Below are 18,793 nucleotides of genomic sequence, written 5' to 3'. Positions count from 1 at the left end.
TTATTTCACCTCGATTGCTTCTCCTACCATTTCTCCGTCAAGCGACCATGTTTTCGCTTGCTGGATTTTCACGCGGACAATTTTGCCGATGGCTTCCTTCGGCCCTTTGAAATTGACAAGCTTGCTTTTTTCAGTATAGCCTGCAAGAATATCAGGATTATTTTTGCTTTCACCCTCAACTAATACTTCGACAACCTTGCCTTCGTATTCCTTCATTTTTTTAGCAGAAATTTCATTTACCAATGCATTCAGACGCTGCAGACGTTCTTTTTTTACGCGCATCGGTACATTATCTTTCATTTTGGCAGCTGGAGTGCCCTCACGCGGAGAATAAATGAACGTATAGGCGCTGTCAAACTCTACTTCACGGTATAGAGAAAGCGTTTCTTCAAACTGTTCGTCCGTTTCGTTCGGGAATCCGACGATAATGTCTGTTGTCAAAGATGCGTTTGGCATTGCTGCCTTAATTTTTCGCACGAGCTCCATGTAACGCTCTCTGTCATATTTGCGGGCCATCAGCTTCAGAACCTCTGAGCTTCCTGATTGAACCGGAAGATGAATGTGATCAAGCAGATTGCCGCCTTTTGCCAGCACTTCAATGAGACGGTCATCAAAGTCGCGTGGATGACTCGTAGTAAAACGGATTCTCGGGATATCGATTTTTCTCAGTTCATCCATCAAATCACCAAGTCCGTACGTCATATCTTCAAAATCTTTTCCGTACGCGTTTACGTTTTGGCCTAATAGTGTAATTTCCTTATAGCCTTCACTTGCGAGCCTTCTCACTTCCTGAATGATCTCTTCAGGGCGGCGGCTTCTTTCTTTTCCGCGTGTGTAAGGCACAATGCAATACGTACAGAATTTGTCACAGCCGTACATGATATTGACCCAGCCCTTAATTTTTCCGTTCCGGACTTTCGGAAGGTTTTCAATAACGTCCCCTTCCTTGGACCAAACTTCGATGACCATTTCTTTTGAAAGGTATGCTTCTGACAAAAGCTCTGGCAGGCGATGGATGTTATGCGTTCCAAAAATCATATCGACAAACGGATGCTTTTTCAAAATCCGATTCACGACTGATTCCTCTTGGGACATACAGCCGCACACGCCTAAAATGAGATCGGGATTGTTTTTTTTCAGCGCTTTTAAATGCCCCAGCTCACCAAACACCTTGTTCTCGGCATTTTCACGGATCGCACATGTGTTTAACAAAATCACATTGGCATCATCAACAGAATTTGTCGCTTCGTAACCGAGCGCCATAAAGATCCCTGCCATAACCTCTGTATCGTGTTCATTCATTTGACAGCCATACGTACGGATATAGAACTTTCTTCCGTCTCCCAAACCTTTAAATTGTTCAGAAATTTTAAAGTCATTATGATAAGTAACGGCTTCCTTGCCTCGTTTTTTCGCATCTTTTAAGGAAGGCGGAATATACACAGCTTCAAAGTACTTGCTGTAATCCTTCTCGGATTTTTTGTCCGATGGATTAACTTGTCCGCTCTCTAATTTTTGCTTTTCATTCATGTCATAATTTCTCCTTTCAAACCAAACTTCCACCCTTCAGTATAAAGGTTATTGAAGCTCTGCACAACTGGCAACCTATCATTGTACAATCATTGAGAATAATAATCAATAAGGAATCAAAAGAGGAAGAGTATGCTCTTCCTCTTACAACAGCTGAAGCTCCTTAGCCGTCTTTTCGATGGCGTCAAGGGCCTCATCCAGTTCTTCTTTAGTGTGCTCGGCGGTAATAATCGTGCGAATTCTGGCTTTTCCCTTTGCTACAGTCGGGAAAACGATGCTTTGAGCAAAAACGCCGCGAGATAGGAGCTGATCAGAAAATTGCTTTGCTACACCTTCGTCACCTATTAAAATAGGAAGAATTGGCGTCTCACTCTGCGTGAGAGTCAGACCCATTTTCACAAGCATAGATTTAAAATAGTCTGCATTCTCCCACAAGCGCTCCATATGCTCCGGCTCTTCCAGCAAGACATCAATCGCTTCCATACAAGCTGCAGTGACAGCCGGCGGATGGGACGTGCTGAATAAAAACGGACGGCCTTTATGGCGCAAATAATCGATCAGCACCTTTGAACCGGCAGCATAGCCGCCGAGCACTCCGATTGCCTTGCTTAGCGTTCCGACCTGAATATGGACTCTGCCGTCCAGACCGAAGTGATTCACAGTCCCCCTGCCGTTTTCGCCAAGCACTCCCGATGCATGGGCGTCATCCACCATCACAAATGCGTCATATTTCTCAGCGAGTTCTACAATATCAGGCAACGGAGCTATGTTGCCATCCATGGAAAATACGCCGTCTGTCACAATCAGACGCATCCGAAAATTCATTGACTTTCTCAGCACCCTCTCTAAATCACTCATATCGACATGCTGATACACCTTTTTATCCGCCTTTGTCAATCGGATTCCATCAATAATAGAGGCATGGTTCAATTCATCTGAGATGACAATATCCTCTTTTGAAAGAATACTTGAAAGTACGCCCTGATTTGTTGTAAAGCCTGATTGGAATACAAGTGCCGCTTCCGTTTTTTTAAAGGCTGCCAGCTTTTTCTCAAGTTCTTGATGCATTGTAAATGTACCGGCAATCGTTCTCACTGATCCGGTGCCTGCTCCAAATTGCTGAACGCCCTCCTGCGCGGCTTTGATGAGTCTTGGGTGTGAAGTAAATCCGAGGTAATTATTAGAAGAAAGCTGAATGACGTTTTTGTGATTCACTGTGACAGATGGGCCCTGCATTGATTCAAGCTGTTTTATCTCTTGCCATGTATGGTTTTCCTTCATTTTATCAAGCTCTGTTTTTAAAAACTCAAATTCCTTCGTCATGTTTATCCCCCTTTTATGGAATTAAAATCACTTTTCCGCACTGGCCGCTTCTCATCAGTTCGAATCCTTTCTCAAACTCCTCTAACGGAAACTGATGGGTAATAACAGGTGAAAGATCGAGCACGTTTGAGCTGAGCAATTGAGACACCTGCCGCCATGTTGAAAACAATTTTCTTCCGGTGATTCCTTGAATCGTAAGTCCTTTAAATACCACTTTATTCGTCAAATCAATTGTCACCGGATGTTCCGGCAAGCTGAGAATATGAAATCTGCCGCCATTTGCAGCCATCGCAAGACCTTGGGCAATCGCTGAGGGATGACCCGACATCTCACAAACGAGATCCACTCCTTCCCCATTCGTTAAAGCGCTTACAATTTTGAGCGGATCTTCTTCTTCAATTGAAATCGTACGTGTGGCTCCCATTTGTTTGGCAAGCGCCAATCTGTATTCATTTTTATCAATCGCTATCACCTGAGAAGCACCTGTTGCTCTTGCAACCGCAACAGCCATAAGACCAATCGGTCCGCATCCGATGACTGCAGCTGTTCCTCCTGCAGGCTGGCTCTCGAGTACTGTGTGAACCGCATTTCCTAAAGGTTCTTGAATGGAAGCAATCGCCGGGTCCATATCGGCGGGATTCTTCCAAACGTTATCAGCGGGGACTTTCACATACTCCGCAAAACATCCTGCTGTGTCCACCCCGATAATAGCTGTATTGGTGCAAACATGAGATTTTCCGGCTAAGCAAGGGACACATTTACCGCAGACAATATGCGTTTCCGCAGACACATATTCCCCTACTTTTATATTGCCGGCATTCTCTCCTACAGCTTCAACAATCCCGCTGAACTCATGGCCGAAAACATAGGGAGTTTTGATTCTCTGGCGTGCCCATTGATCCCAATTATAAATGTGCACATCCGTACCGCATATGGAAGCAGCTTTCACTTTTATGAGGACTTCATGTTTTTCAATCTCAGGAATGGGAACTTCAGTCAGTACAGCACCGAATGCCACGTCCTTTTTCATTAGAGCTTTCATCTTTCCACTCTGCATGTACAATCCTCCTTGAAAATTTCTTGTTATATTCGGATTGTACCATGATATGGAATAAGCGTAAACATCACTGTCTCTCTGAGAAAGACAAAAGTTTCCGTCTTGAAAAATGGGCGCAAATTTTTTTTTGAAACGTTCCAGATCATTTCTAACTTTTGCATTTCCTCGATTTACATGCTGAAAATACTATAGGAAGAAAATATCACAATAAATGAAAAACAACCTGTTTGCCCTCGGCAAACAGGTTGAGAATGCTTTATTTGTTTTTAGCGAGGCTCTACGATTAATTTAATTGCTGTTCTTTCTTCCCCATCGATCTGAATATCTGTAAAAGCCGGAATACAAATCAAATCAACGCCGCTAGGCGCCACAAATCCCCTGGCAATCGCCACAGCTTTTACAGCCTGGTTTAATGCACCCGCTCCAATCGCTTGAATCTCGGCGGCTCCTCGCTCTCTTAACACACCTGCAAGCGCACCTGCCACTGAATTTGGACTTGATTTTGCTGAAACTTTTAAGATTTCCATTTCTGCTCCCCCTTAGTTTTACAATGGATAAGTGAGTGTTCATTAGAACAATCATTATTAGATGTTGCTATCCAAAAAGCCATCCCCACAATGCTTTTCAAAAATAGCGGGCTACCTTCCATTTTTACTATATTCACTAAGGAGTTGCTATATTCCTGCTTTTCTTTTTAATATTTTTATAAAATAACCATATGTTCAATTATTCAAAGAACATGTGATCATCATTGATTAGAATACGTTCAATTTTGACAGCCTTTTTCGTTTGATCGTCAATGTCAATGACGACCCCGCTCAGTGTTGTTTTTCCTTCAGCGACAGTAAAACGGACCGGGAGATTCGTTTTAAATCGCTTAATAATCGTTTCTCTGTCCATCCCCAGTATACCATCGTATGGTCCAGTCATCCCTACATCAGTAATATATGCCGTCCCCTTCGGCAAAATGCGGTTATCCGCTGTTTGCACGTGTGTATGAGTTCCAACGACAGCTGATGCCCGTCCGTCTGTGTACCAGCCGAGTGCAAGCTTTTCACTTGTCGCTTCGGCATGGAAGTCGATAAAAATGTACGGCGTTCTTTTCGAGGCTTCGGCAATCAACTCATCCGCTTTTAAAAACGGGTCATCAAGCGGCGGTAAAAACGTACGCCCTTGTAAATTCATGACGGCAAGCTCTTTGCCGTTTGCTTTCACATATGTGATCCCTTTCCCCGGTGTTCCTTCAGGAAAGTTTGCGGGGCGAACCAAGTTCGGAACATCATCTATAAAATCGAAAATTTCTTTTTTATCCCATGTGTGGTTCCCCATCGTGATGGCATCTGCGCCGGACTGGATTAGGCTGTGATAAATCTTTTCAGTCAATCCTTTTCCATGTGCGGCGTTTTCACCATTAATAATGGTAAAGTGCGGCTTATATTTTGTTTTTAGCTTTGGTACATATTCTTTTACCATGTCGCGGCCCGGTGAACCGACGACATCTCCGATAAATAAAATCCTCATTTTGTAATTCCCTTCTATCTTAAAAATTTCTTAGCCGTCAAAAAAATAAAGTGATGCTTAGCGCATCACTTTATTTTGCATACTCTACGGCTCGAGTTTCTCTGATCACTGTCACTTTAATATGACCTGGATAATCGAGCTCGTCCTCAATTCGCTTACGGATATCTCGCGCCAGTCGATGAGCTTCAAGATCATTAATTGAATCCGGCTTCACCATAATACGCACTTCACGTCCAGCCTGAATGGCAAATGATTTTTCAACACCTTCGTAGGACTCAGAAATTTCTTCGAGCTTTTCAAGTCTTCGAATATAATTCTCGAGCGTCTCGCTTCTTGCGCCAGGTCTTGCAGCTGAAAGCGCATCTGCTGCAGCTACCAGGACAGCGATAATAGAAGTCGGCTCTTCATCCCCGTGGTGTGATGCAATACTGTTAATCACGACTGGGTGCTCTTTATATTTGGTTGCAAGCTCTACCCCGATTTCAACGTGGCTTCCTTCTACTTCATGGTCAATTGCTTTCCCGATGTCGTGAAGAAGTCCCGCACGTTTAGCAAGCTTTGCGTCTTCTCCAAGTTCCGATGCCATTAAACCAGCCAAGAATGCGACTTCCATAGAATGCTTAAGCACATTTTGACCATAGCTTGTACGGAACTTTAAGCGGCCGAGGATCTTGATGAGATCTGGGTGGAGTCCGTGAACGCCAACCTCAAATGTCGTTTGCTCCCCCATCTCACGAATATAGTCATCGACCTCGCGGCGAGATTTTTCAACCATTTCTTCAATCCGTGCCGGATGAATACGGCCATCCTGAACGAGTTTATCAAGAGCAATCCTTGCTGTCTCACGTCTGATCGGATCAAATCCAGAAAGAATGACAGCTTCAGGCGTATCATCAATAATCAGGTCAATTCCTGTCAGCGTTTCAAGCGTACGAATGTTACGCCCTTCCCGTCCGATGATACGTCCTTTCATCTCATCATTTGGAAGATTGACAACTGATACCGTTGTTTCGGCAACGTGGTCCGCTGCGCAGCGCTGTAAGGCGAGTGAAAGAATGTTTTTCGCTTTCTTATCCGCCTCTTCTTTCGCGCGGTTTTCAGTTTCTTTTGTCATGATGGCGATGTCATGTGAAAGCTCGTTTTCAACCCGCTCAAGAATGATTTGTTTTGCTTCATCACGAGTCAGACTCGAAATTCGTTCCAACTCTGACTGCTGCATACGAATCATCTCATCCACTTTGCTTTCCATCTCTTCAATATGTTGTTGTCGTTCATTCAGAGAATGATCTTTCTTCTCCAACATCGCTTCCCGTTTATCAATTCCCTCATGTTTGCGATCAAGGTTTTCCTCCTTTTGGAGTAAACGGTTTTCTTGTTTTTGAAGCTCATTTCGTCTTTCACGAACTTCCTGTTCAGCATCTATTCGAAGTTTGTGGATTTCATCCTTTGCTTCAAGCAGAGCTTCTTTTTTCAGTGCTTCAGCATCACGCTTTGCATCTTCAAGAATTTGCTCGGCTGCACCGCGTGCGCCCGCAATTTTCGCTTCGGCAATGGTTTTACGAACAAAGTAGCCAACAACTAAACCGAGTAGAATCAGCAAAATGGAGATGAGAACCATCATAATTGGGGTCATACTTTCACCTCCTCTTGCTATGAACTTGGTTGTTGCTTACATAAGTGTCGGCATGTACATTGTCTAGTTTTCTCAACATACAGAACCTTCACAGGGAATGAGTATTTTCATCGCCCTTGTCAAGTTTAAAATGGTTTAACAATCATGTTAAAAAAACAAATGTTACAACTTCATTGTAAATGTGTCGGAAATACTTGTCAAGCTTGCCATCTTAACGTTTACCGACCTGCCGTCTTTTTACGTGCCGAATGCAATCCTTCCAAAGAAGATCATAAACTATTCTTGATTCAGAAGCTGGTATATCTTATTGTTCACTTGGCCTAATTTAGCGTTATTTTGAATGTTTGACAACAAAATAACAATGGTTTGCCCTGATTTGCTAAAGCTGTTCAAGATATTAAAGCCCGGCATGACACCATGGTTTGAATAGCTCCCGGGAGCGACATAAAATCCCATACCATATGTGGAGCTGCTCCCTGGCGTAAACATCTTTTCGTAGCTTTTTTGCGAATACAGTTTGCCGTCTATCAGCGCTTGGTCAAATTTGTACATATCTATAGCGCTCATATAAATATCACCGGCTCCATACAACTGAGATAAATTAAGCATATACGGTGTAACAATTCTGCTGCCCTTCAGCTTATACCCGACAGCAGGATAAGGTTCTTTATGATATGTTTTATAAAAGCCTGCATGCGTCATTCCCACTGGTTTAAAAATATGATTCGTTATGTACTGTTCATAGGGCTCACCGCTTACTTCAGCAATAATATAAGCGAGAACAGAATAATTGGAATCCTTATAGTCCCATACGCCCGGCTGGCGTTTGATTCCCTGACGTTCTATGTCTTGTATTAAATCGTCCGGAGCGATTGCCCCGTTGCCTTCAATATGTCCGTTTATTCCCGATGTATGTGTTAGCAGATTCTTCAAAGTAATCGTTTGACCGTTAGGAAAATGAGGTAAATATGTGCTTACCGGATCACTTGTTTGCAGTTTCCCCTTTTCCTCAAGCTGCAAAATAGCGGTTGCAATCAATGCTTTTTGTGATGAACCGACATAAAAAGATGTCAACGGATTATTTTGAATGTGGTGTTTACGGTCTGCATAACCAAAACCTTTATTTGTTACGATTTCTCCATTTCTGACAATCATGGCTGTACCGCTGAAACCGATCTCTTTTAAATAATTGCTGATTTTTTGATTAAGGTCGACTGTTTTGATTTGTTCCTCTGTTTTTTTGGCGGTTTTCTTTTTGACTTCTTTTTTCTGGCCGTTATCTGAAACAGCTGCAGTTTCTTGAGATAGCTCGTTCTCTTTACTATTTCGGTGTAGCGCATTCAAAATCGCAAAGCAAATCATCACAGCTAAAAGACCAAGCAAAAGTTTTCCTCTTTTATTTAGTTTACTCCGTCTGCGATTCGCAGTTCTTCTGCGGGTTGGGCTTGTCATTCATTTTTTCCTCTTTTCCTCCCAAAATAAATTCCATTTTGCACACGTTTTGTAGACGAATAAAGCACTGAAAAAGTTGTCAAAAAAAGCAAGATTTTTATCATGTTTTTGCAAAAATACAAAAAGGCTGAGTTTTTTAACTCAGCCTTTTGTATCATTTCAAACTTATTTTATTTTTATTCTTCAAATTCGAGTTCTTCTTGTGTGTCTCCAGCTTGCTGCTGAGCTGCTCCGTGATTATCCAAGCCGTAATGTTCGCGAATTTGCTCCTGGATCATCAGCATGATATCTTTATTTTCTTTCAAGAATTGTTTTGCATTTTCACGGCCTTGGCCAAGACGCTCTTCTTCATAAGAGTACCATGAACCGCTTTTTTGCACGATATCAAGTTCAGTTCCAAGATCAATAATTTCGCCTTCTTTTGAGATGCCTTCTCCGTACATAATGTCAACCTCGGCTGTACGGAACGGCGGGGCTACCTTGTTTTTCACGACTTTGATTTTCGTTTTGTTCCCCATTACGTCGTTGCCTTGTTTCAGCTGTTCAGCACGGCGCACCTCAAGACGCACGGAAGAGTAGAATTTCAGCGCACGGCCGCCAGGAGTTGTTTCCGGGTTCCCGAACATAACGCCGACTTTTTCACGGATTTGGTTAATGAAAATCGCGATTGTCTTCGATTTGTTAATGGCCCCTGAAAGCTTACGAAGCGCTTGAGACATTAAGCGTGCTTGTAAACCGACATGTGAATCCCCCATGTCTCCTTCAATTTCCGCTTTCGGCACGAGAGCTGCCACAGAATCGACAACAACAATGTCAACTGCACCGCTTCGAACCAGCGCTTCCGCAATTTCAAGCGCCTGCTCGCCTGTATCAGGCTGAGACAGTAAAAGCTCTTCGATATTGACTCCGAGCTTTTGCGCGTATACCGGATCTAGCGCATGCTCCGCATCGATAAACGCGGCTTGTCCGCCCTGCTGCTGAACCTCAGCAATCGCATGAAGCGCCACAGTTGTTTTACCTGAGCTTTCAGGACCATATACTTCAATAATCCGTCCGCGCGGATACCCGCCAATTCCCAGTGCTGTATCAAGAGCGAGGGAGCCGCTTGGGACAGTAGAAATTCTTGTATCTGTCTTTTCTCCCAGTTTCATAATGGAACCTTTGCCGAACTGTTTTTCTATTTGTTTAAGAGCCATATCTAAGGCTGCCTGACGATCACTCATTCTATTTTTTCCTCCTTTATGCTACCACTACATATACTATACCCTGTTTGAAGGGATTTGCCAAGAAAAAAGCGAACGCATATTCGGATTTTTTCTTGTCGTGATTTCTATCAAAATAACATAATGTATCAGAGAAATCATGTTTTCTTAGGAGGATAAGGTACTGAAAATATTATTTTCGCTCTAAAAGCTTCAAGAGTAAATGGCAGCCGTATTTAGCACCGCGTTTTCTGATTCCCGTTCTGGAACCCGCAAAGTGAAACTCGTGCACCTCTTCTTTTCCATTTGCTGAAATACCGATAAACACATGTCCAGGCTCATGCCCTTCTTGAGTATCCGGTCCTGCTACACCGGTAAAGCTGATGCCGATGTCGCTGCCAGTGAGCTTTTGAACACCCTTTGCCAGCTCTGATGCGCACTCCTTGCTGACCGCGCCAAATTGATCTAATGTTTCCTTCTTGACGCCAAGCACATTCTGTTTCACGTCGTTTGTATAGCAAACGACGCCGCCGGCAAATCGTTTTGAAGCACCGCTCAGATCCGTCAGCCATTCAGAAAACAGCCCGCCGGTAAAACTTTCCGCCGCGGAAATCGTAAGGCCTTTTTCCTTACATGCTTTAGAAAGCTCTTTTACAAGAGAAGTATCATCGTAACCATAGAAAAATTCACCGACACGTTCTAAAATAACAGCCTCTGTTTCTTTTAACAGACGCTCTGTTTCCTTTTCGTCAGCATGCTTGGCTGTCAGACGAAGCGTTACCTCTCCATCTGCCGCCAATGGAGCGATTGTCGGGTTGGTTTGTGCATCAATAATATCTTCCAAATCGGCTTCAAGCTGAGATTCTCCGATACCGAAAAAGCGAAGAACGGTTGACACAATTTTTTCATTGGAACCCATCTTTTTCATCAGAAGAGGTTTTGCTTCATTTTCAAACATGGGACGCAATTCACTTGGCGGCCCAGGAAGAAGCATATAAAAGCGCGATTCATGCTCAGTGAGCATTCCCGGTGCCATTCCAAAGTGATTTGCCAGTACGTCAGATCCTTCGATCACAAGCGCTTGTTTTCGGTTATTGGGTGACATCGTGCGTTTTGTTCGTTTGAAATAGTCCTCAATGGATTGGAACGCCTCATCATTTAACACAAGCGGACGCCCCAGCGCATTTGCAATCGTTTCTTTCGTCAAATCATCTTTTGTCGGTCCAAGACCTCCTGAAAAAATAATGAAGTCAGAGCGTTCTTCAGCAATACGGATGACCTGCTTCAGCCGCTCCGGGTTATCTCCGACTGCTGTATGGTAAAATACGTTCACTCCGATTTCAGCGAGCTGTTTGCTAATAAACTGAGCATTTGTATTAGCGATCTGGCCAAGCAACAGCTCTGAACCGACTGCAATAATTTCTGCTTTTTTTGGAAATTCCATGACGAAGTCCTTCTTTCTTAGTTAGATGTTTTTAACGCTTCCCAGTTCTTAGCGAAATATTCCCAGCCTGATACGACAGTAAAGAAGACAGCTACCCACAGCGCTAAATCAGCAAACGGGAATGACACAAGTTCAAACGGAAGATTATGAAGAAGCAATGCGGAAACCGCAATGATTTGTGCCCAGGTTTTAATTTTACCAAGCATGTTAGCAGCTACAACTTCTCCTGTTCCAGCTAAGACAAGCCTTAAACCTGTCACGGCAAACTCCCGGCTGATAATCACAATGACCATCCAGGCCGGAGCAAGATCAAATTGAACAAGGATAATTAACGCTGCGGATACAAGCAGTTTGTCCGCAAGCGGATCTAAAAATTTCCCGAAGTTTGTAACGAGATTCAGTTTTCGAGCATAATATCCGTCTATCCAGTCTGTTGTGGATGCAATAATAAATAAGATAGCCCCCGCCAAGTGTGCGACCGGAATCGATTCGTCTCCAAATTTGAGCCTGCCCCAGTCAAATGGCGCCAGCATGATAATCATGAAGATTGGGATTAATGCGATTCTAGCTAGTGTGATCTTATTTGGTAAGTTAAACATAAAGCCCCTCCAATTTCATACTCGGACGTGAAGAAAAGTCATCTGGTAATTAAGATGACTTTTCTTCCTGGTTATTTACAATCTTTATGGTTTGTGCCATCACTTGTTTCGGATCAAGTTCATATGAGAGAACCTTACCGTTGATTTTAATTTTCAGATTAGGTGCATATCCGGTGCGGATTTCAACTTTTTTCTGATCAGTTATATCTTTTTTATAGGTTTCATCTTTTTTCAGCGTTCCCTCTTTTAACGAACTGCTGTTTTCATCGCGCACACGAATCCAAGAACTGTCTAATGCCTTCAGTTCGAGTTCGATTTTATCAGCGCCGGACACTTCATAAGTCGTTAATGATCCTTCAGTGCCAGTTGCTTTAATCTCCAGTTTATCACTGTCGCTTTCTTCTTTTTTATCTTCTTTTTCTTTCGTTACTTTTTTAGTATCTGTCTCTTTTTCAGAGCTGTTGCTTTGATTCTCTTTTAGCGTTGAATCTTTTGGGATTTCGTACTTGCTTTCACTTTGTGTAATTGTTTTTTCAGATGCGGCATTGTTATCATCACTGTTTTTGTGATTCGTAAATTGAATGATCGCGTACACGATCGCAATCACGACAATGACGCCGAGAATGACAAGTATCGTTGGCAGCAGTTCCAGCACCTTAGATGCCGGTTTTGGCATTTCCTTTTGAGGATTCATGCCGGAGATCTTTTCAGACACATCGTCATGATACGTATTTGGGATATCTTTTTTATGCTCCTCAAACAGCTGATCCGCATCAAGCCCGACAGCTTCCGCATATTGCTTGATGAATGCCCGAACATAAAACTTCCCCGGAATAATGTCATAGTTTCCTTCCTCCAAGGCAGTTAAATACCTTTTTTGAATCTTTGTTGCCGCTTGGAGATCATCCAATGACATTGCTTTTTCCTCTCTGGCTTCTTTGAGCCGGATTCCTAGTTCAGTCACAACAAACACCTTCCAATTTTAAAAATCAAAGCTTGAAAACCCGGATTGATCAAACATTTGGGGTTCTTCGGCATGTTCATATGTAATAACCTCATCAGGGTCATTTCTAAGTTCAATAATATAATCAAAGTCATCTAGTGTATACTCTGTATTTTGAACGAATATGTCCGGATGCTCCACCACTTTTGTTGCAGGCAGCCTCATGATTTCTCTGACCAGCTGGAGATGGCGTTCTGATCCTCTTCGTGTTGACACAATTCCGTCAACGATAAAGACATTTTCAGTGCTGTATTCATCGGCAATCAGCTGGCTTCTTATCGTCTGCTTCAGCAAGGTTGATGACACAAACAGCCACCTTTTGCTTGCACACACGCTCGAGGCCACAATCGATTCCGTTTTTCCGACACGCGGCATCCCCCTGATTCCAATTAATTTATGGCCTTCTTTTTTGAACAGTTCGGCCATAAAATCGACTAATAAGCCAAGCTCGTCCCGTTCAAAGCGGAAGGTTTTCTTGTCATCGGCATCCCTTTGAATGTAACGGCCGTGACGGACGGCAAGACGGTCACGAAGCCTCGGTTCTCTCAGCTTCGTTACTTTAATTGTTTCCATCGTTTTTAAGATTGATTCTAATCGTTTAATTTGATCTATATGGCGGCACCTGAGAAGCATTCCCCTTCTGGAAAGATCGACGCCGTTTATCGTTACGATGTTAATAGAAAGCATCCCAAGAAGAGATGAAATATCCCCGAGCAGTCCGGGGCGGTTCACTTGAATTTCGTATTCAAAATACCATTCGAGCTTTGCCAAATGATATACCCCCTTCATTGTGGCAAAATTTTACCTTCCTTTATCATAAAGCATTTTTCTCTAATTAGAAAGAAGAATGTTGCTGTGATGAGGAAAACATAAAAAAGAGAGGAAAAATCCCCTCTCTTCTTAGTGAGTGCTGTTATTTTCAACAAGCTTGACCATCATATTGGCAATTGCGTGCTGTTCATCTTTTGATGCTACGCTCCAAAGATCTGCCAGCACTTTTTCCTGCTCGTTCTTAGATTCCACTTCATTAGCCAAGTAACTGCCGATTTCTGTCGCAAGATCTGTAATCGTATCCTGGCTCATACCTTTATCTTGCGCATAGTTCAGACGGTCACCAAGGAAGTTTTTCCAGTTATCCCAGTTTTCTAATACTGACATGCTCGTTTCCTCCATTTCATGTGAAGTTACATGATTATTGTGTCCGTCGCAAAAGAAACTATGCACCGAATATTTTCGAATCAGCAGTGCCAGCCGCCATTCACCGACAGAATTTGGCCAGTAATATATGATGCTTTTTCAGACAGGAGAAAAGCTGTTGCATCGGCAATTTCTTGCGGCCGTGCCAGCCGGCCAATCGGGATCTCATCCGCAATCTCTTCTTTTTCAGAAGGGGTGAATTGATTCATCATATTTGTATCAACCGCGCCCGGCGCTACGGCGTTTACCCTGATTCCGCTAGGCGCCAGCTCTTTAGCCAGTCCTTTTACAAACGAGTGCTGAGCTCCCTTTGCCATGCTGTACAGCACTTCACAAGATGCTCCAGTCTCGCCCCAAATAGAGCTGACAGCCACAATCGCTCCTGATTTATTCCGGATCATGCCTGGAAGAAGGTTTCTCGTTAGCATATACGGACTCGCCACATGGAGCTGAACCATTTCCTGAACAGTTGCATTATCCACATCCGTAATCAGTCCAAAATGGCTTCTTCCGCTATTTAAAACAATTGCATCAACCGGCTGAACAATTGAACTTGTCAGCTTATCTGCTCCTTCTGGCGCGGACAGATCGGCTTGCAAACTTTCAGCACGCACGCCAAACGTCTCTCTTAGTTTTTCAGCAAGCTCCGCTGCCGCGTTTTGATTTGTATGATAATGCAAAAGCAGATTGTATCCCTCTGCCGCAAGGGCTTCACTTATGCTTTTGCCGATGCCGCCGCTTGCTCCGGTGATTAGTGCTGTTTTGTTCATCCTCTTTCCTTCTTTCCGCAGAAAAACACCCCCCACACTGGAGGGATGTTTGTTTATGATTTAGGAACAACCTTGCAGACAGTCAGTCTGTCCGCAGCAATTTCCTCTTGTATGACTTTCTGGACATCCTCGAGAGTAATTTGCTCGAGAACCGTTACGACGTCAAACAGGCTCATATCCAAGAAAGCATAGCGGGTAAATTGGTTGGCAATGTATTCAGGTGAATTCAGCGCTTTTAAGAACGTGCCGATCTTTTTCTTTCTGGCAAGTTCAATCTTTTCAGCATTAATCAGTTCACCGGCCCGCAGAAGCATGCTTGATATATCTTCAGCCAATTGATCAGGCTCGGGTGTATCGCCGCCGATCGCCGCAAAACCGAAACCATATTCAGCTGTAAAATCAAAGCTGAACGTTTCGTCAATATACCCTTTCTCATAAAGTGATTCGTACTGGGCAGAGCTTTTGCCGAAAAGAGATTCCAGCAATAAGTTCATGGAAAGTTCATGCTTCAACAGCTCTTTGCCTAGTTTAAACGGATTCTTTGATTTCAGCCCGACAAGGCATTTCGGACCCTGCACATTCATTTTGATCTCTTTTTCTTTTCGGAAAACAGCTTCTTGCTCTTTCACTTCTTCCCGTTTGATTTCCGGCTGGTCGGTATACGGCTTTCTCTCTTGATTTTCTCTTACCTGAGTAATGATCGCTTCTGGATCTACAGGTCCGACAATAAAGAGGAGCATGTTGCTCGGGTGATAAAACGTTTCATAGCATTCATAAAGAAGATCTTTTGTAATATGTGAAATGCTTTCCACCGTTCCAGCTATGTCTATTCTGACAGGGTGTTCTTTGTACATGTTTTCAATGACCCCGAAGTAAAGCCTCCAATCGGGGTTGTCATCGTACATGTTAATCTCCTGCCCGATAATCCCTTTTTCTTTTTCAACCGTTTTTTCAGTAAAATACGGGTCCTGTACGAAATCGATCAGCGTCTCTAAATTACGTTCAACATTCGATGTGCTTGAGAAAAGATAAGCCGTTCTTGTGAATGACGTAAACGCATTGGCAGAAGCGCCCTGTTTGCTGAAATCTTGAAAAACGTCTCCGTCCGCTTTTTCAAACAGCTTGTGCTCAAGAAAATGGGCGATGCCGTCCGGTACGTGAACCATCTCATTTTTACCTAAAGGGACAAACCGGTTATCTATAGAGCCGTACTTTGTTGTAAAAACCGCATATGTTTTGTTGAAGCCTTTTTTCGGCAAAACGTAAACGTCAAGGCCGTTTGACATTTTTTCATGGTACAGCGTCTCCTGAAGCTGTTCGTATTCGATTGGTTTGATCAAGATGCACCCTCCGTCCCTTTTAAGAAATAAGTCGTATCAAGCTGAATCTTTTCACCGGCTTTCACGATATCCTCTTTTGTGACTTGCTCAATATTGGCAAGAAAGTCTTCGATAGGAATATCGACTTGGGCAGCGGCCTGCTGATACAAAAATTCAGATAAACCGTACGCTGTATCAATGGTTTCCAGCACTTGATTTCGAATGACAGCCTTTGTCTGAGCGATGTCCTGCTCACTGAAGTCGCCGTTTTTCATTGCCTGAAATTGCTCAGCAATAATAGAAACAGCCTGTTCGTAATTTTTCACTTCAATGCCCGACATCACCATTAATAAGCCTTTAAAACTTTCTATACGTGAAGCGGCGTAGTATGCAAGACTGGCTTTTTCCCGAACATTGATGAAAAGCTTGGAATGAGAGAATCCGCCGAACAATCCGTTAAACACTTGCAAAGCAGCATAATCCTGATCCGTATAAGTGATGCTGGTGCGGTAGCCGATATTCAGCTTTCCTTGTTTGACGTCTTCTTCATCAATTACTTCTTTAGGCTGGGCTTTTTGCTCAGCATGATTGTTTTCTGGCATGCCGATATTACGCTCTTTTGCTTGGAAATACTTATCAATTGCCGCTTGCACTTGGTTACTGTCCACATCGCCAACGACATAAAGATCGAGCTGATCTTTTTGGATAGCGCTTTGATATGTTTCATATAATTGATCGGCCGTAATGGCATCGACATCGTCGATTTCCCCATTGACATGAAGCGCGTAAGGCTCATTTTTGCACATTTCCTGTATCAGCCTTAAATTAGAGTAGCGCATTTTGTCGTCATAGACGGCTTGGATTCTTTGCTTGAGCGTCCGTTTTTCCTGAGCCACATATTGTGATTGAAATGCGCCTCCCTCTAAAGCAGGTGAAAAGACGATTTCTGCAAGGAGCTGCAGTCCTTTTTCAAGAAGCGGCATTTGATCTCTTAAATATTTTTCATTCGGGACTTCAAGCCTGAACGTAATGACATGCCGCTCTCCTTTTTTCGAAAGATCTGCCGAAACGGACGTCCCGTATAGTTCATCCAAATAAGAACGCAACTCTGCGGTTTTCGGATGGCTTTTTGTACCGCGAAGAAGCACATGCGGAAGCAACGCTCTTTTAGTGACTTGATCCTTTGTCAGCGGTGCAAGCATTTTAAAAATAAGCGAGACGGTTTTGAATTTTTCTGTTTTTACGATGTGTGCGGTTAAACCGCCGTGCTTTGTTTTGATTTCATTTACATATGACATATGGAACCTCCTTCGTTCATTTCTTATTAGTATGTATTATGACCAATTTTCAGCATACGCAGAAACACTCTTACATGTAATTATAGCAACTGTAGGATTTATAAGGAAACAATAACCTCCGCCCGACAGGACGGAGGCTGTATAGGTTAAATCATTTGCGCCTGCAGCACGACAATTGTAAACTGCAAGAGAGACGGTTGGCTAGACCGTCCCTAAGTTTTTTTCTTCCTCTTCACTTTTTTTAGCATCTACAGTAAAGAGCACTAAGAATAAAGAAACGATGCTGCAAAACGCCGATAGAATGAAAATCAGCCAGTTTGCATTAGACATTAACGCCGCAAAAACAGGCGGACCGATAGCTACTCCTATAAAGCGCATGCTATTGTAAAAGGAGGAAATGGTTCCGCATTCCTCACTTTCAATTCCTTCGGTTATCAGTGCATCTAAAGCAGGAAGCGCCATTCCAATCCCAATCCCGCCAAAGCTTAAAAAGACAAATAAAAAATAAAAACTGTGGTTCCACCACAAGGCAATAAACGACAGGGTTAACAGAGTCATTCCTGTAACAACACAAAACTTCATTCGGCCTTTATCTTTACCAATTTTCTTGCCAGCTATATAAGAACTCGTTGACAAAAATAAAAGTGGGATTGCCAGTAATCCGCCTTTAGCTACTCCGTCAATGGCATACTTCTTCTCCAGCGTATCTGATAAATAAAATAATATGCCGAATAACAAAAACATAATGACACACCCGATAATAAAGACCGTATAAAGCCAGCGTCCGTCCTGCTTAAAAATTTTTCGCACACTCTTGATAAATTCAGAAACCGCTGGCGCATCTTCATCTTCTTCAGGCTTGGCCACCAGAAACAACACGAGCAAAAAGCTGATCAAACAGAAAAACGGAATAAACCAAAAAGGTACAAACCAGTACCAAGAAGCTAGTAAGGCGCCTAGTATAGGACTCAATACCTTCCCTGACGTGTTGGCAGTTTCAATATCACCAAGGCCGGCGCTGACCTTTTCATCGTCTCCTTGAAATAAATCGCCGATAAACGGCATAACGATAGGAGCTGCCCCTGCAGAGCCAATACCTTGAAGAACCCGACCCGCCAAAATCATAGCGTAAGGACTTTTCATATAAGTTGAGGCAAAAGCAGCCACCAACCCACCTAATCCTGCTATGAGAAGGCATGGAAGCAATATTTTTTTTCTCCCGAATCGATCTGATAAATATCCGGCAATTGGAATGCAAATAATCGCTACTACTGAATATACAGTAATAATTAAAGACACTTGAAATGAAGTCACTCCCAGCTTTTTCTCCATCATTGGAAGAACAGGAATCAGCATGGAGTTCCCTAGTGTCATCACAAGCGGTACAGAAGACAATGCAATAATATTTTTCATTCCATTTTTCTCTCTCAACATTTTCACCCATT

Annotated in this window: 17 protein-coding genes; all 17 read right to left on the bottom strand. The window is 43.1% G+C overall.

The genetic code is table 11. The annotated features are described in order from the left end of the window. Positions 1–1,530: a tRNA (N6-isopentenyl adenosine(37)-C2)-methylthiotransferase MiaB gene (miaB, locus tag Q3W56_RS01165; RefSeq protein WP_003221018.1), complete on the bottom strand. Its 1,530-nt coding sequence runs from the start codon at positions 1,528–1,530 to the stop codon at positions 1–3. Between the two features lie 144 nt (positions 1,531–1,674). Further along, positions 1,675–2,853: a glycine C-acetyltransferase gene (locus Q3W56_RS01160; protein ID WP_302894207.1), complete on the bottom strand. Its 1,179-nt coding sequence runs from the start codon at positions 2,851–2,853 to the stop codon at positions 1,675–1,677. Between the two features lie 13 nt (positions 2,854–2,866). Next, the gene (tdh, locus tag Q3W56_RS01155) at positions 2,867–3,910 is read right to left on the bottom strand and encodes an L-threonine 3-dehydrogenase (RefSeq protein ID WP_019714463.1); all 1,044 of its coding nucleotides are present in this window, start codon (positions 3,908–3,910) and stop codon (positions 2,867–2,869) included. A gap of 266 nt (positions 3,911–4,176) precedes the next feature. Continuing rightward, a complete protein-coding gene (gene spoVS, locus Q3W56_RS01150; protein ID WP_003154135.1) occupies positions 4,177–4,437 on the bottom strand; it encodes a stage V sporulation protein SpoVS in 261 nt (86 codons plus the stop codon). Between the two features lie 199 nt (positions 4,438–4,636). Further along, positions 4,637–5,431 (bottom strand): 2',3'-cyclic-nucleotide 2'-phosphodiesterase, encoded by a 795-nt coding sequence (gene ymdB / locus Q3W56_RS01145; protein WP_019714462.1) that lies wholly within the window; start codon positions 5,429–5,431, stop codon positions 4,637–4,639. A gap of 70 nt (positions 5,432–5,501) precedes the next feature. Further along, complete coding sequence (gene rny / locus Q3W56_RS01140) at positions 5,502–7,064, bottom strand: ribonuclease Y (RefSeq protein WP_003221010.1); 1,563 nt, start codon at positions 7,062–7,064, stop codon at positions 5,502–5,504. Between the two features lie 276 nt (positions 7,065–7,340). After that, the gene (locus Q3W56_RS01135) at positions 7,341–8,516 is read right to left on the bottom strand and encodes a serine hydrolase domain-containing protein (RefSeq protein ID WP_302894206.1); all 1,176 of its coding nucleotides are present in this window, start codon (positions 8,514–8,516) and stop codon (positions 7,341–7,343) included. A 176-nt stretch (positions 8,517–8,692) separates the two neighbouring features. After that, positions 8,693–9,739 carry a recombinase RecA gene (gene recA / locus Q3W56_RS01130; RefSeq protein WP_019714460.1) on the bottom strand — a complete coding sequence of 349 codons (1,047 nt, stop codon included), beginning with the start codon at positions 9,737–9,739 and terminating at the stop codon, positions 8,693–8,695. 172 nt (positions 9,740–9,911) lie between these two features. Further along, positions 9,912–11,162 carry a competence/damage-inducible protein A gene (locus Q3W56_RS01125; RefSeq protein WP_019714459.1) on the bottom strand — a complete coding sequence of 417 codons (1,251 nt, stop codon included), beginning with the start codon at positions 11,160–11,162 and terminating at the stop codon, positions 9,912–9,914. 17 nt (positions 11,163–11,179) lie between these two features. Continuing rightward, entirely contained in the window at positions 11,180–11,761 is a 582-nt protein-coding gene (gene pgsA, locus Q3W56_RS01120) for a CDP-diacylglycerol--glycerol-3-phosphate 3-phosphatidyltransferase (protein WP_302894205.1), read from the bottom strand. A gap of 49 nt (positions 11,762–11,810) precedes the next feature. Continuing rightward, on the bottom strand, positions 11,811–12,725 hold the full coding sequence (rodZ, locus tag Q3W56_RS01115; protein WP_483298514.1) for a cell shape determination protein RodZ: 915 nt from the start codon (positions 12,723–12,725) through the stop codon (positions 11,811–11,813). A gap of 18 nt (positions 12,726–12,743) precedes the next feature. Beyond that, complete coding sequence (locus tag Q3W56_RS01110) at positions 12,744–13,535, bottom strand: DUF3388 domain-containing protein (RefSeq protein ID WP_003220998.1); 792 nt, start codon at positions 13,533–13,535, stop codon at positions 12,744–12,746. A 129-nt stretch (positions 13,536–13,664) separates the two neighbouring features. After that, positions 13,665–13,922, bottom strand: a complete 258-nt coding sequence (locus Q3W56_RS01105; RefSeq protein ID WP_003220996.1) for a DUF3243 domain-containing protein — start codon at positions 13,920–13,922, stop codon at positions 13,665–13,667. An 80-nt stretch (positions 13,923–14,002) separates the two neighbouring features. Further along, complete coding sequence (gene ymfI / locus Q3W56_RS01100) at positions 14,003–14,731, bottom strand: elongation factor P 5-aminopentanone reductase (RefSeq protein ID WP_268400936.1); 729 nt, start codon at positions 14,729–14,731, stop codon at positions 14,003–14,005. Positions 14,732–14,784: 53 nt separating this feature from the next. Beyond that, on the bottom strand, positions 14,785–16,071 hold the full coding sequence (gene yfmH, locus Q3W56_RS01095; RefSeq protein WP_302894204.1) for an EF-P 5-aminopentanol modification-associated protein YfmH: 1,287 nt from the start codon (positions 16,069–16,071) through the stop codon (positions 14,785–14,787). Next, positions 16,068–17,348 carry an EF-P 5-aminopentanol modification-associated protein YfmF gene (gene yfmF, locus Q3W56_RS01090; RefSeq protein ID WP_302894203.1) on the bottom strand — a complete coding sequence of 427 codons (1,281 nt, stop codon included), beginning with the start codon at positions 17,346–17,348 and terminating at the stop codon, positions 16,068–16,070. Before yfmF ends, yfmH begins: the two co-directional genes overlap by 4 nt. A gap of 201 nt (positions 17,349–17,549) precedes the next feature. Further along, a complete protein-coding gene (bcbE, locus tag Q3W56_RS01085; protein WP_268400941.1) occupies positions 17,550–18,761 on the bottom strand; it encodes a bacillibactin exporter BcbE in 1,212 nt (403 codons plus the stop codon). Positions 18,762–18,793 lie beyond the last annotated feature (32 nt).

Source organism: Bacillus sp. C28GYM-DRY-1, from assembly GCF_030519405.1.
Lineage (GTDB): Bacteria > Bacillota > Bacilli > Bacillales > Bacillaceae > Bacillus > Bacillus spizizenii_A.
This window is presented reverse-complemented; position numbering and strand designations above follow the sequence as displayed.

Bases quoted from the DNA above. Each gene is read 5' to 3' on its own strand.
- pgsA (WP_302894205.1), bottom strand. From the start codon at position 11,761: ATGTTTAACTTACCAAATAAGATCACACTAGCTAGAATCGCATTAATC.
- miaB (WP_003221018.1), bottom strand. From the start codon at position 1,530: ATGAATGAAAAGCAAAAATTAGAGAGCGGACAAGTTAATCCATCGGAC.
- Q3W56_RS01125 (WP_019714459.1), bottom strand. From the start codon at position 11,162: ATGGAATTTCCAAAAAAAGCAGAAATTATTGCAGTCGGTTCAGAGCTG.
- yfmF (WP_302894203.1), bottom strand. From the start codon at position 17,348: ATGTCATATGTAAATGAAATCAAAACAAAGCACGGCGGTTTAACCGCA.
- bcbE (WP_268400941.1), bottom strand. From the start codon at position 18,761: ATGAAAAATATTATTGCATTGTCTTCTGTACCGCTTGTGATGACACTA.
- rny (WP_003221010.1), bottom strand. From the start codon at position 7,064: ATGACCCCAATTATGATGGTTCTCATCTCCATTTTGCTGATTCTACTC.
- Q3W56_RS01160 (WP_302894207.1), bottom strand. From the start codon at position 2,853: ATGACGAAGGAATTTGAGTTTTTAAAAACAGAGCTTGATAAAATGAAG.
- recA (WP_019714460.1), bottom strand. From the start codon at position 9,739: ATGAGTGATCGTCAGGCAGCCTTAGATATGGCTCTTAAACAAATAGAA.
- ymfI (WP_268400936.1), bottom strand. From the start codon at position 14,731: ATGAACAAAACAGCACTAATCACCGGAGCAAGCGGCGGCATCGGCAAA.
- tdh (WP_019714463.1), bottom strand. From the start codon at position 3,910: ATGCAGAGTGGAAAGATGAAAGCTCTAATGAAAAAGGACGTGGCATTC.
- spoVS (WP_003154135.1), bottom strand. From the start codon at position 4,437: ATGGAAATCTTAAAAGTTTCAGCAAAATCAAGTCCAAATTCAGTGGCA.
- Q3W56_RS01135 (WP_302894206.1), bottom strand. From the start codon at position 8,516: ATGACAAGCCCAACCCGCAGAAGAACTGCGAATCGCAGACGGAGTAAA.
- Q3W56_RS01105 (WP_003220996.1), bottom strand. From the start codon at position 13,922: ATGTCAGTATTAGAAAACTGGGATAACTGGAAAAACTTCCTTGGTGAC.
- ymdB (WP_019714462.1), bottom strand. From the start codon at position 5,431: ATGAGGATTTTATTTATCGGAGATGTCGTCGGTTCACCGGGCCGCGAC.